The sequence below is a fragment of the Bacteroidales bacterium genome, from assembly GCA_014860575.1.
Classification (GTDB): domain Bacteria; phylum Bacteroidota; class Bacteroidia; order Bacteroidales; family JAAYJT01; genus JAAYJT01.
Window position 1 is genome coordinate 78,041 of the sequence record JACZJK010000046.1, and the last position, 13,471, is coordinate 91,511.

Below are 13,471 nucleotides of genomic sequence, written 5' to 3' on the forward strand. Positions count from 1 at the left end.
CTGGTTGCTGGATTTGGGTCATACAATTGTTATACGGTTGCCATACAGTTGTTCTGGGTGCTGGTTGCTTGTTGCTTGTCTCTTTTTCCCTTCGTCCCTAAGTCCCTAAGTCCCTTAGAACCACGTCACCATATACAAATCCTGCCAGTGAGGCAAGAGTTCATGTTTAGGGAAAATTCTGAATGCATAATCAAAGACGCCTGATTTTTCAGAAGGAAATTCTACAGCGAAAACAACACCATTGCTTTCCGATTTCACTAACTGAAGTTCCTTATTAAAATGAATCGTTTTCACTTCATCGTTTTCTTTCTGGCCAAAAAGTATCTCAACACCAATATCGCCTGGTGAAATTCCATTCAAGTCGAGGGTAACTTTTGCACTAAAAACATCCCCGATATTCAAAGGTTCGTTTCTTGAATCAGGCACCTCAACTTTCAGCACTTCAATATGGTTCCAATCCCTCATCATACGTCTTTTCCAGGCAGCCATATCCCTGATAAGCTGATAATTATCGGCCTTCATTTTATCAGAACGTTCTATCAGTTTATTATAGTATTGCTTCACGTAATCATCCATCATCCGCTTCATAGTGAAGTGCGGTGCAATCCCAGAAATTGTGTTCTTAACATACGTAATCCAATCCTTTGACAAACCTGAAATATCTCTTGTGTAAAATGCTGGGATAATTTCATTCTCAAGAATATTATAAATGGAAAGTGAATCCAGCTCGTCCTGAAGGTTTTGTTCCGTGTAAGTTCTTTCCTCGGGAAGTGCCCAGCCGGCTTCGGGCAGGTAACCTTCAGCCCACCAGCCATCCAATACGCTGAAGTTGATCACGCCGTTCATTACAGCTTTCTCGCCACTTGTTCCCGATGCTTCAAGCGGTCGCATAGGAGTATTAAGCCACACATCAACGCCCTGAACCAATTTGCTGGCCAGTTCCATGTCATAGTTTTCAACAAATGTAATCTTGCCAAGGAAATCGGGCATTTTAGAAATTTCCATTATCCTTTTTATAAGCTCCTGTCCGGCTTTATCAGCAGGGTGGGCTTTTCCAGCAAAAATCAATTGCACTGGTTTTCCGGGTTGATTTATCAAAGTTTTTAAACGTTCAAGATCTGTAAACATCATGTGTGCCCTTTTATAGGTTGCAAAACGCCGTGCAAAACCAATCGTAAGAGCATGCTCGTTCATTGAGCCTAAAATCCGCGCAATGGTTTTCGGGTTTTCCTGCCTGCGGCGCATATCGGTCTGCACCCTGTCCTTTACATACCTGATCATTTCACTGCGAAGTGAATTGCGAATTTCCCAGATTGTCTGGTTGGGTACTTCATGGATTTTTTTCCAATGCTCAGGATTGGATTGGTCGGTTGTGAAATTTTCGCCAAAGGTTTTTGCATAAAGCTCCTGCCACTGCGGCGCTGCCCATGTAGGGTAGTGAACGCCATTTGTAACATGACCGATATGTAGTTCCTCAGGGAAGTAGCCTTCATACATCCGGGCAAACATCTCGCGCGATACCCTGCCGTGGATCTTACTCACACCATTCATTTCCTGCGAAAGCCGGGCAGCCAGCACGCTCATTGAAAATTTTTCACCTGGGCTATCCGGAACCCATCGACCAAGGTTCATAAACTCTTCCCACGATATATTTAATCGTTCGGCGTAATGTGGAATATAGGTTCGCAACAAATCTTCGCTGAAGGAATCATGGCCGGCAGGTACAGGTGTGTGGGTTGTAAATAAAGACGTTGTGCGTACCAACTCCAATGCCTGCGAAAAAGTCAGCTTTTCCTCCAGCACGTGATACCTGAGCCGCTCAAGACCTGTAAAAGCAGCATGGCCTTCGTTCAGGTGATAAATATCAGGCGAAATTCCCATGGCATGCAAAACCCTAATACCGCCAACACCCAACAGCAGTTCCTGCTTGAAGCGGTTTTCCCAATCGCCCCCATACAGTTGGTGTGTTACTACCTTGTCACTTTCCTGGTTCTCAGGAATGTCAGTATCAAGTAAAAAGAGTGGAATTCTACCCACATTCACTACCCAAACCTTGGCGAACATCTTCCTTCCTGGAAGCGCAAGGCTTATAGTTACCCAGTTTCCGTCATTATCTCTTACAGGCTGAATGGGCATTTGGGTGAATTTCTGAGGAAGCAGGTTCGCAACCTGATCGCCAAGAATTGAAATATTTTGCTGGAAATATCCGTAACGGTACAACAACCCGATGCCAATCATATTCTGGTTCGAATCGCTGGCTTCTTTAAGATAATCGCCAGCCAACACGCCAAGGCCGCCGCTGAAAATCTTCAGCGAATCATGTAAGCCGAACTCCATGCTGAAATATGCAATCTGCCGCGCTGGCTTGTGTTCTGCTTCTTTCATGTACGCCCTGAAACGCTCAGAAACATGCGCAAGGTGGTGCAGAAAATCAGTATCAGACGAAAGCTCCTGCAATCGTTGGTAGGTAAGCGATTCAAACAAAGCCAGTGGGTTTTGTTGCAATGACTTCCATTTCTCCGGGTCAATGCTTTCAAAGAGGGCTTTGGCATCATTATTCCAGCACCACCAAAGGTTCCTGGCAAGGGCATCCAGCGCTTCAAGATTTTTAGGTATTGCAGAGCGAATGAGGATTTTCTTCCACTCATGTTTTTTCTTTGGCGGAGCCGGTGGCGTAAGCCTGATTTCGGTTTGGATTTTATCGCGGAACAGGTGCTTGCGGTTCTCAACCTTTGTCAGCGCCATGTGGTTTGCCTCCTTGAAACCGTCAATAAACCTATCCCAACCCGATTGTAAGGCAATTTCTGATGCGGCATTTCTGACGCTGGTAAGTGCGGTTTCATCCAAATCTATCGTTGCAAGAATCTTTTCAACAATTAGTTGTGGAATTTCATTTGAGTTATCATCCGATCGTTCAATTACGGAAAAGGCCTTCTTCATTTCCTGGAAATTCGCTTGCAGATGTAATCCAAAGCCCGATAATGTGGTCGTGATTGTTGGAACCCTGTTTGCAAGGCTTTCAAGTGAGGCGATGCCCCACGGTTCGTAGTAAGATGGATACACCGTAAGATCGAAACCAGGTAAGAGTTCATGGTAGGTCAAATTAAAGATTCCATCATAACCATTCAGATAACACGGTGCAAAAACTACTTTTACCATATCCTCTGGCTTGTTGGCTAAACCATTTTCCTTCAGTTTCTTAATCACAGGATCAACTTCGCGGTCAAAAAGCGTGTGAGTGATCATTTTGCCGGTGCTTGATCCCGTATAATCTTTTGTTTTGATCCTTTCAACAAGTTCCCTTCGTGGACCGGCCTGATTTGCCGGAAGTACGATCATCGCAACTACAGGCTTTTTAAGGTTGCCCTGGCTGTTCAGCTTGCCGAGTGCATCAATGAACAAGTCTATTCCTTTGTTGCGAACCTCATAACGGCCGCAGGTCAGGAAAATGAAAGTATCGTCAGGCAGTTCGCTGCTGATGATCGCGCTGGCAACCTCGAGCAGCCTGTATCTTGCTTTACTACGCTTTTTTGCAAAACTATCTGCATCGGTTATCATGCCTGCATCATATCCGGCCGGTGTGAGTAGATCGGGCGTGCGGTTCAGAAAATGCCGGCATTCCCGCTCAGAAAGGCTGCTAATGGTTGTAAACGTATCACAACCCAATCCAGCTGTTTTCTCAAGCGAATATTTAGCTGTGATGTTGAACCTTCGCGCCATGGCATCGGCCTGATACGTTTCCATTTCGTTGTAAAGAGGCAAACCATTTGAAGCAATGGTACGGCCAACAATTGTTGAATGTGTGGTAAAAACAGTGCCAATCTGAGGAATAAATTCCTTAATATAAAGAACCCCGGCGCCTGTCATCCACTCATGAAAATGTGCTACAATCCGATCCTGGGAAGTGATATAATAGTCATAAAAACTCTCAATTACTTTGGCTGCAGCCTGGCCAAACAAAGCCGGCTCAATATAATCCCATTGTCCAGACATAGAATCCACTTTGTGGCTTAACCACATTTCCTCAAATATTTTGTCTTTCGCTGAAAAGTAAGGTGTGAAATCAATGAGGATTACGATCGGGTTACCTGGTACATTCCATCTTCCAATCCTGAAATGTAGCCCCAGTGTGGCGGCTTTTTCTCGCCAAAGACGAAATATTGATTCATCGAGCGTAAATTCGGGATTATCTTGTGTTTCCTTCCATACATCAGGCCCGATGAGGATATAATTGTCTTTAAGTTTTTTCTGAATTTCCGGAACCTTAGTGGAAATAATGGTGTGAATGGCGCCTACCTTGTTACAAATCTCCCAGCTCACTTCAAATAAATAGTCTGGCCTCAATAAGTTGTTTTCCTTCATAGAAATTATAAATAATACTGTCAGTCAATGTGTTAATCAAAAACCAAAAAGTTTAACAGGGCACAAAAGTATGCATTTTGAGCGTAAACCTTAGGATCGCGATGTAAGCAATACAAACAGCTATAACGTTAAAATTGTTGCTTTGCTATTGCTCAACTTGTTAGAACCTCAAAATAATTTAAGGTCAGTTTTAAATGTTCATCGTTTGAATCAGGTAATTCACTGGTTGATTTGCCCCGTTCACCGGAATTCAGTTTCCGGTGAGGAGAAGCCGTTCTATTTTTGCTTCATCAAACATTGATTCATGCAGTTTTATATTCTCATAATTTTTGGTTTGTTGGTTTGGTTAATTGCACATCCCGGTTCACACAAGGACCGGGATGCTGCATTTAGTGCATACCCCCCATCAATGAAATAAAAAAACGTCATATTTTAGCCCTTTATAAATACAATCCAAAACCAACGATGACACTACTAATTACACCAACCGCATCTTCTCAACGCATTGAGTTGCTTGATGCCCTGCGTGGCTTGGCCATTTTCGGCATCCTGATGGTAAATATGCCATTATTTTTCAAACCTGTTTCTGCCATGCTTTTGGGTTATACAGGGTCGGGCAACATCCTTGAATTGTTTTCCCAACTGTTTATCAAATTCTTTTTTGAAGGGAAATTTTATGTGATTTTCTCAATGCTTTTCGGCTATGGATTCTGGCTGTTTATCAACCGCACCAGCCCGGACGGCAAGAGCATCATCCCAACATTTCGCTGGCGGGTATTTTACCTGATGCTTTTTGGAATTGCTCATATTGTTTTCCTCTGGGCTGGCGACATCCTTCTATGGTACGCTATACTTGGCTTTATACTACTGTTATACCGGAAAGTTTCGGATAGGGGAATAATAAAATGGGCCGCATGGCTGGTAATTATACCTACGCTGATGATCGGCCTTTTTACACTCCTTGCTTTACTTGCCGGCATGGATCCTTCAGCAAAGGAAGCTTTTGAAGCAGGCGTAAAGGAGAATGCTGCCGGCATGCAGATGCTTCATGATAAGGCGTATCAGGTCTATTCCAATGGATCGTATTCTGAAATTATTTCCACACGAATCACAGAATATCTTACATTAATGCCAGGCGCTTTTTTCTTTTATCCTGTAGTTCTGGCCATGTTTCTGGCTGGTGTTTGGGCTGCACGAAAAGGCATCATCAAAAACTACCATGATCATCTGCCTTTTTTCAGCAGACTGCTCAAATGGGGATTAATTATTGGCATACCTGTAAGTGTGGCGTATGCATATGCTTACACACAGGCACCCATGAGCGAGCCAGGTATCTGGAGTCTTCTGGGAACCGCAGGACATACAGTGAGTGGAATTATGCTCGGTATGGCCTATGTTTCAGCAATTGTATTACTAACTGCAAGAGGAAGTTTAGATAAATTCTTGAGTCTGATAGCAGCTGTAGGCCGGATGGCCCTGACAAATTACCTGCTGCATTCAATCATTTGCACGACCCTCTTCTTGCCTTATGGATTTGGATTATTTGGTAAAATTGAATACTGGCAAGGCATACTTTTAACTATTGTGATTTTTAGTCTGCAAATCCCATTCAGCATTTTCTGGCTCAAACACTTTAACTATGGACCATTTGAATGGCTATGGAGAAGTTTGACTTACCGGAAGTTGCAACCCTTTAGGAAAAGTTGATGAGGAGGTGTGTGAGGCGAGAGAAGAAGGGGAGAATTGGAGAGTGGGAGAAAGGGAGATGGGTGACGGGAATGGGGCGTGGGGAGTGGGACAAAATAGAATATGATTCCAATCTCAAGAAGCCTTGGATTTCGAGTTTTAGTCTTTATACTTTGAATTTTGGCCTTTGAATTTGAAACTTGGTTCTTGGGACTTGGAACTTTGAACCTGGAACATTGAACCTGGAACTTACCACGCTACCCGAGCAACTTCACCATCGCCCGTCCGATGTCGGCAGGTGAATCTACCACATGAATGCCACAGTCGCGAAGGATTGCTTTCTTTGCTTCAGCAGTGTCGCTATGGCCACCAATGATGGCTCCTGCATGGCCCATGGTACGGCCTTTGGGAGCAGTGGCGCCGGCAATAAAGGCAACCACAGGTTTTGTTCCGTTAGCCTTTATCCATTCAGCAGCTTCAGCTTCCATGCCACCGCCAATTTCACCAATCATCACAATGCCTTTGGTTTCCGGATCGCTCAAGAACAATTCGATGGCATCACGCGTGGTGGTTCCCACAATAGGGTCGCCACCAATACCAATAGCTGTGGTCTGACCCAAACCGATCTTGGTCAACTGGTCAACGGCTTCATAGGTTAAGGTTCCTGAGCGGGAAACAATGCCAACCACTCCTTTTTTGTGTATGAAACCAGGCATGATGCCAATTTTGGCTTCATCAGGGGTGATAATGCCAGGGCAGTTAGGCCCGATCAGTCGGCTATTTTTGTCTTTCAGATATTCTTTTACTTTTACCATATCCAGAACCGGAATGCCTTCGGTGATGCAAACAATTACTTTTATACCTGCTTCGGCAGCCTCCATGATGGCATCGGCTGCAAATGCCGGCGGAACGAAGATGAGGGAAACATCAGCACCGGTTTTTTTTACAGCATCTGAAACTGAATTAAATACTGGTCTGTCGAGATGGGTCTGACCACCTTTACCAGGTGTGACCCCACCAACTACATTGGTTCCGTATTCAATCATTTGGCCTGCATGAAAAGTACCTTCGGTGCCTGTGAAGCCCTGTACAATAACTTTTGAGTATTTGTTGACGAGTATGCTCATTGCTCAGTGGTTTTTAGATAAATTCAATGATGAAGCAAAGATAAAAGCTTTTGGGTATCTGAAAAACTTAATGCTGGTTCAAACAACAATATGTTTTAAAAGTTCATCTGGGTTCGGATATTACAAAATGTGAATGTTGAAAACCCTCAATGTAATTGTACCTTTGCGTAAATCTTAACAATTGGCATTCTATGCAAAGGGAAAGGAAAAATCAAAATACAGATACGATTTGCGCTATTTCCACAGCGCCGGGACGCGGAGCCATTGCCATGATAAGAGTTTCAGGTCCGGAAGCTATTAACGTTACAGAAAATTTGTTCGACCCGGCAACCAAAGACACAAAACTCTCAGAGCAAAAAGGCTATACCCTGCATTATGGGAACCTTTCAGTGAATGGGGAATTAATTGACCAGGTTGTTGTTGGCTTGTTCAGGGCTCCTCATTCCTACACATCAGAAGATGTGGTTGAGATTTCCTGCCATGGTTCGCCATACATCCAGCAACGCATTATGGAAGCGCTTATTGGCCAGGGTATCAGGGTTGCCGAGCCGGGAGAGTTCACTTTGCGGGCTTTCATAAACGGGCGCATAGACCTTTCGCAGGCTGAAGCAGTGGCCGATCTTATTGCCTCCAGTTCTAAGGCTTCGCATCAACTGGCGATGAACCAAATGCGGGGTGGGTTCTCAAAAAAGATTGAAGAACTGAGGCAACAGTTGGTTGATTTTGCAGCCCTCATAGAACTGGAACTGGACTTCAGCGAAGAAGATGTAGAGTTCGCTAATCGCGATCAACTGAATGAATTGCTTGTGGATCTGAAAACAGAGTTAAAATTGCTGATCGAATCGTTTCGCATGGGCAATGTGCTCAAACATGGCATTCCTGTAGCAATTGTAGGAAAACCGAATGTAGGCAAAAGCACCCTGCTCAATGCACTGCTGAACGAAGAACGGGCCATCGTTTCAGAAATTCCGGGAACAACGCGCGACAGCATTGAGGATGTGATCAGCATCCATGGTGTTGCCTTTAGGTTTATTGATACAGCGGGTTTGCGCGATACAACCGATACAATTGAAGGATTTGGCATTGAGCGAACCCATCAAAAGATGGAGCAGGCGGCGATTATCCTTTACTTATTCGATCTCAACGAATTCAGCGTTGCGGAGTTGAACGAAACATTTGAAAACCTGAACGAAAAATATGGCGACCAGGATAAACGTATTATTCTTATCGGGAACAAAACGGATATGCTGGTTGAGATTCCCCACGATTTCAATGAACTTGTTGAACACGAAACCATTTTTGTGAGCGCCAAACAAAAAGAAAACATCAACCTGATTATTGACTCATTGCTTCGCTCAGTGGAACATGGCGCTATTGACAGCGATACGATGGTCAGCAATGCCCGTCACCTGCAGGCATTACAGGAAGCACTGAAGGCCGTGGAAACTGTTGAAGAAGGATTTATCATCCGTTTATCGAGCGACCTGGTTGCCGTGGATATACGGATGGCTTTGCATCATTTAGGCACGATTACAGGAAAAGTGACGACGGATGAGATTTTAGGGTCAATATTTGGGAAATTCTGCATCGGCAAATAGGTGGACGCTGTCAGGTGCTGCGCACGCTGACAGGTACACTCGCACAAATTCCGCGAAGCGCAAAACTATTAATGAAATGAGTAGAAACAATTGGTATTAACCTCAAAAACAAAAAAATATGGAATTACTTTCTATTGACAAATCCAGGTTCAAAGAATTAAAAGAAGAACTGAACAGCAACGAAGAACTAGTTGGCAGACTCAAACAAAATCCTGAGAAAGTGCTGAAAGAATTTAGCCAACCTAACCCTTTGGAATCCGACAAGTGGATTTACAGGATCATAGTGATCGCTTTGGGTACAACGATTTTAGCAACTATCATTGGCGTATTAATCCTTATTGGCAATGGTAAGATTGATGATGACAACAGCGTGCCAACAATCCTTACAGCAATTGGATCAGCAGCTATAGGAGCGCTTGCAGGACTGCTGGCCCCACCGCCTAAAAAAGGTTAAGGAGCTAAGCTCGCATTCTCCACTCTTCAAAACCAGTGAGAATATTTACTCCGGGAAGGATTGCTTAACTTATGGTACTTAACCATCTACACTGCTGAAATACTGCATTGTGAGCCTGGCTGTACCTGGTGTTTTTCCATGAACAAAATGCATAATCATTGTGTTTCTAAAAAAACCAACCAACATGCAATCCAACATGAAGCACATATTTACCCTCACCCTCTTGTTGCTTTTCACTGCAACTGTTAATAGCCAGCAATTTATCTGGGCTGAATCATACGACATAAGCAATACCAACGAAGTAGCAGCCATGACAGTGGATGCCGACAGTAATGTGTACATTACAGGCATCCACAACGCCCCATCAACGTTGCCCTATAAAGGAGATGCGTACATTTTGAAAACTACGTCCGTTGGCGAGGTTCTTAGGACCGATTACATATTCGGACAGTTGCTGATCGGAGATATGATCGCAGTAGGAACCGATGTACTCATCGTTGGGCAATCAACAAATGCTTTTGTTTACCGTGGTTCGTCATACGAGGACGGTCAATATTTTATGTTCATGATGATGATTGATGCTTCAGGAAATCATTTATGGCATATTACTGACCAGAGTAAATGGGGCGCTTATGCCAGCATTTCATTAGGAAATACAGGCAATATTGCCGTGCATGTCCGAAACCAATCCAACCTTGGCGATTGGATCTTAATTCTTGATCCTGATGGCAACATTCTCAAATCAAAGCAGGTGTCCTCAGCATTCACGCTGGTAAAAGACATTGCCTTTTATAATGATAAAATTTATTTCAATGGTGGTTTTAACGGCCCGGGAACGGTTATGGTAGATACCATACTCATAGAATTGCCCCAAACCCAGAATGCTTCCATTACCATGGGATTGAATGAGGATTTGACTGCAGAATGGCTTTTTATGGACGAAACATTCAATAATGCTACCGGAAGGATCGTAGCCAATGAAAACGGCCTTTATGTTTACGAACAAGTGGTAGAAGGCGGATTTACACCCGAAAACACTCTTAAAAAACTAAGCTTTGACGGACAACTTATGGTCGAGGTTATTGTGCCCTTTTTCACGCATTTGGCAAGCTTCCGTGCTGACATGGTGAGCACTCCTACTTACATCGGGCTTTTCACACAAAATGCCTCCGATTTCAACAGCCATAAAGTAGTCCTCTTTAATCACGACCTTGCTCTGGAATCAGAAAAAATCATTAATGGCCCATCGGTATATTATTCAGGTCAGATTTCAAGCATTGGAGATGAAATCTTTGTTTCGCATGTTCACAAAGGAGATCTTGTATTTGTAGATGACCTGACGCTACCTTACAACGGGACTGGCAACAAGGCTTATATTTCAAATCTTAGTTTCTCTTCCGTAGCAACCTATGTTGAAAATCCCTTTCAAGACATTGGCTTTATGGTTTTCCCTAATCCTTCGAACCAGTGGATCAGCGTAAACTACGACGGTAATCTTTATAGTTTACAAAGCATCAAGATATTTGATCAGGCGGGAAGTGTAGTTCTAAATAATAAATTCAGTAAGCAGTTCAATAATATTGATGTAAGAAACCTTCCCAGGGGTGTTTATTATTTACATGCAGTTTTTTCAGACAAAAAATCACACGCGGAAAAATCGGTCTCAAGGAAAATAATTCTTGCCGATTAATTCCAGTCATTCGGTAATTTAGAATTTCAAACCAGTAAGCTTAAGCAATAAGCATTTTCTTTTGAGACGCTGACAGATCCTTTTATTCCGAACCTGACAGCGTCGCCAGACCTGTCAGCGTTCGCTCGCTCGCTAATCAGAACGAACTCTCAAAAAACCATATTCCGAAATGCTGATTTTTGATAAGATATAAGCCAGAGCCAGTCCTGTCACCATTTGCCAGATGCCCCACCAGGCAGCCATAAAAGCCATTCCGCCATTAGCATCAAAGAGTTTAGGGTTGAAAATTAGCACCAGTGCAAGGCCGGAGTTCTGAATCCCGGTTTCGATGGAGAGCGTACGCCTGTCAATCCGCGGAACGCGTCCGATGGTTCCCACAATATAGCCTGTAAAAAGAGTTTGGGCATTCAGCAGCATTACAACAATGCCGAGCGGGATAATCACGCCGGGAATATGCTGAGCATTGGCAGCCAGCGCACCGATGATAAAAGTCATGTATAGAATCACCGAAGTGATTTTGACTTTTTTCTTATATTTTTCTGTGGTCTGCGGAAATTTATAAGCAAACCACATACCTGCAAGCAAGGGAATGCCCAGAAGAATAAAAACGGTCTGAGCCATTTGCAGAAAATCGATATGGATCGGAATATTCAGGTGTTTGGCCTTTTCATAATAATTCACATACATATTACCCCAGAAAGCAAAATTCAAAGGTGTGACAATGGTTGCTGACAAGGTTGAAAAGGCTGTGAGACTAACTGATAACGCCACATTAGCTTTTGATAATGAAGAAATAAAATTTGAGATATTGCCCCCGGGACAGGCAGCAATCAGGATCATACCCATAGCTATGGAAGGAGGCGGATTAAGTATGATTACCAATAGGAAAGTAAGTGCCGGCAAAAGAAAGATTTGCGAAAAAATGCCCAGCAGTGCCGACTTGGGAAATAAAAAAATATTTCTGAAATGCTCGGTTTTAATGCCGAGTGCCACGCCAAACATGATGATGGCCAGCGTAATATTCATATACAAAAGCCCTCCTTCGCTGAAATTCAGGCGGGTTTGGTCAATGGCGGATAAGGATTCAAACATAGGCTTTCAATTTTTCTGCCAAAGTAACACATATTCCAATATGTGAATAATTTGCAGTCAAAAACACGTAATAAAAATTAAATAAAATGGGTGCCCGAGCGAAACCCGCATCAGTACAGCATCAAAAAGTGAAAATCTCCATCTCACAAAAAAGAATATTTTTGTCGGCTAATAATATAAGCTTTTGATGAAAAGCTTGGGTCTGATTTTAGCATTAATCTTTGCGGGTTGCATTCTGTCCAAAGCCCAGGACTATAACACCGGGATCGGCTTAAGAGGTGGCTGGTTCAACGGGATCACGGTTAAGCATTTCATTGATGATAATAAAGCCATTGAAGCAATAGCAAGCACCCGCTGGGGTGGTTATGATTTCACTGCATTAGTTGAAATCCACAAGCCAGCTTTTGATGTTGCCTGGCTTTACTGGTATTTTGGTGTTGGTGGTCATATAGGTTTCTGGGATGGCTCAAGGGTTAAATGGAGCACTGCCGACAAACCTTATAAAGTGCTTGGTGTAGATGCTATTTTCGGGATGGAGTACGTCTTTAATGATGTTCCCATCAACCTCAGTTTGGATTGGAAACCGGCTTTCAATCTCGTGGGAATCACCGGTTTCTGGGGCGATGGTGGCGCATTTTCAATACGTTATATCTTCTGAACCATGAAAAAACAAAGCTGCGAATGGCCACTCAATGATCCGCTCATGATTGCCTATCACGACACTGAATGGGGAGTACCCGTGCATGATGACAAAAAATGGTTTGAATTCATCGTGCTTGATACCTTTCAGGCAGGTTTGAGTTGGCGAACCGTTTTACACAAGCGCGAAAGCTTTCGCGCTGCACTGGATGGTTTTGATTTTGAAAAGATCGCTCTGTATGGCGAACCAAAAATCGGAGCATTACTTGAAAATCCAAGAATTATCCGGAACAAGCTAAAGATCAGGTCTTGTATCTCCAACGCTCAGGCTTTTATCAGGGTCAGAGCAGAACACGGATCATTTGATAGTTTTATCTGGAAATTTGTTAACGGAAAACCAATCATCAACAAATGGGCATCCACAAAGCAAATCCCTGCCACCTCTCCTGAAAGTGATCTGATGAGCAAGGAACTGAAAAAACTAGGTTTTAAGTTTGTCGGTTCAACAACCTGCTATGCTTTCATGCAAGCCGGCGGCATGATAAACGACCACCTGACTGACTGTTTCAGATACCGAGAAGTAGGAAGCTAAGTAATGGAATTCAATTGGCAAGTGGCAATTGGCAGTCGGCAGGAAGCAGAAGACAGCAGCCAGAAGTCCGAGTCTCATGACCTGCTGAAATCACTCATGCAGTAATCAAAAATCAAAGCTCCCCGCCCCTCGTCCCTCGTCCCTCATCTCTCGCCCCATCTCCCATTCTCCCATTCTCCTCTTCTCCCCTGCTCATCTAATCATCTCGCCCCTTCAAGCGCCTCAGAAACA

General features: G+C 43.6%; 9 protein-coding genes. 6 read left to right on the forward strand and 3 right to left on the reverse strand.

Annotated features, from left to right (window positions below; all coding sequences use genetic code 11):
* Positions 1-114 precede the first annotated feature (114 nt).
* Complete coding sequence (glgP, locus tag IH597_12705; protein ID MBE0663311.1) at positions 115-4,362, reverse strand: alpha-glucan family phosphorylase; 4,248 nt, start codon at positions 4,360-4,362, stop codon at positions 115-117.
* A gap of 465 nt (positions 4,363-4,827) precedes the next feature.
* Between glgP and IH597_12710 the strand changes: the two genes are divergently transcribed.
* Positions 4,828-6,069: a DUF418 domain-containing protein gene (locus tag IH597_12710; GenBank protein MBE0663312.1), complete on the forward strand. Its 1,242-nt coding sequence runs from the start codon at positions 4,828-4,830 to the stop codon at positions 6,067-6,069.
* A 236-nt stretch (positions 6,070-6,305) separates the two neighbouring features.
* Here the strand turns inward: IH597_12710 and sucD are convergent, their stop codons facing one another.
* Complete coding sequence (gene sucD, locus IH597_12715) at positions 6,306-7,175, reverse strand: succinate--CoA ligase subunit alpha (protein ID MBE0663313.1); 870 nt, start codon at positions 7,173-7,175, stop codon at positions 6,306-6,308.
* A 191-nt stretch (positions 7,176-7,366) separates the two neighbouring features.
* Between sucD and mnmE the strand changes: the two genes are divergently transcribed.
* The 3 genes from mnmE (at position 7,367) to IH597_12730 (ending at position 10,917) form a co-directional block, all read left to right on the forward strand.
* Positions 7,367-8,773 (forward strand): tRNA uridine-5-carboxymethylaminomethyl(34) synthesis GTPase MnmE, encoded by a 1,407-nt coding sequence (gene mnmE / locus IH597_12720; GenBank protein ID MBE0663314.1) that lies wholly within the window; start codon positions 7,367-7,369, stop codon positions 8,771-8,773.
* A 118-nt stretch (positions 8,774-8,891) separates the two neighbouring features.
* Positions 8,892-9,227 (forward strand): hypothetical protein, encoded by a 336-nt coding sequence (locus IH597_12725; protein MBE0663315.1) that lies wholly within the window; start codon positions 8,892-8,894, stop codon positions 9,225-9,227.
* A gap of 196 nt (positions 9,228-9,423) precedes the next feature.
* Positions 9,424-10,917, forward strand: a complete 1,494-nt coding sequence (locus tag IH597_12730) for a T9SS type A sorting domain-containing protein (protein ID MBE0663316.1) — start codon at positions 9,424-9,426, stop codon at positions 10,915-10,917.
* 132 nt (positions 10,918-11,049) lie between these two features.
* Here the strand turns inward: IH597_12730 and IH597_12735 are convergent, their stop codons facing one another.
* Positions 11,050-12,009 (reverse strand): bile acid:sodium symporter family protein, encoded by a 960-nt coding sequence (locus IH597_12735; protein MBE0663317.1) that lies wholly within the window; start codon positions 12,007-12,009, stop codon positions 11,050-11,052.
* A gap of 187 nt (positions 12,010-12,196) precedes the next feature.
* On the opposite strand from IH597_12735, the gene IH597_12740 reads away from it, so the two are divergent.
* Together IH597_12740 and IH597_12745 are read left to right on the forward strand one after the other, a co-directional pair.
* On the forward strand, positions 12,197-12,667 hold the full coding sequence (locus IH597_12740; GenBank protein MBE0663318.1) for a hypothetical protein: 471 nt from the start codon (positions 12,197-12,199) through the stop codon (positions 12,665-12,667).
* Between the two features lie 3 nt (positions 12,668-12,670).
* On the forward strand, positions 12,671-13,240 hold the full coding sequence (locus IH597_12745) for a DNA-3-methyladenine glycosylase I (GenBank protein MBE0663319.1): 570 nt from the start codon (positions 12,671-12,673) through the stop codon (positions 13,238-13,240).
* Positions 13,241-13,471: the final 231 nt, after the last annotated feature.

What these genes read in the sequence shown, in the direction of transcription:
- glgP (MBE0663311.1), bottom strand. Translation starts at nt 4,362, where the DNA reads ATGAAGGAAAACAACTTATTGAGGCCAGACTATTTATTTGAAGTGAGC.
- IH597_12710 (MBE0663312.1), top strand. Translation starts at nt 4,828, where the DNA reads ATGACACTACTAATTACACCAACCGCATCTTCTCAACGCATTGAGTTG.
- sucD (MBE0663313.1), bottom strand. Translation starts at nt 7,175, where the DNA reads ATGAGCATACTCGTCAACAAATACTCAAAAGTTATTGTACAGGGCTTC.
- mnmE (MBE0663314.1), top strand. Translation starts at nt 7,367, where the DNA reads ATGCAAAGGGAAAGGAAAAATCAAAATACAGATACGATTTGCGCTATT.
- IH597_12725 (MBE0663315.1), top strand. Translation starts at nt 8,892, where the DNA reads ATGGAATTACTTTCTATTGACAAATCCAGGTTCAAAGAATTAAAAGAA.
- IH597_12730 (MBE0663316.1), top strand. Translation starts at nt 9,424, where the DNA reads ATGAAGCACATATTTACCCTCACCCTCTTGTTGCTTTTCACTGCAACT.
- IH597_12735 (MBE0663317.1), bottom strand. Translation starts at nt 12,009, where the DNA reads ATGTTTGAATCCTTATCCGCCATTGACCAAACCCGCCTGAATTTCAGC.
- IH597_12740 (MBE0663318.1), top strand. Translation starts at nt 12,197, where the DNA reads ATGAAAAGCTTGGGTCTGATTTTAGCATTAATCTTTGCGGGTTGCATT.
- IH597_12745 (MBE0663319.1), top strand. Translation starts at nt 12,671, where the DNA reads ATGAAAAAACAAAGCTGCGAATGGCCACTCAATGATCCGCTCATGATT.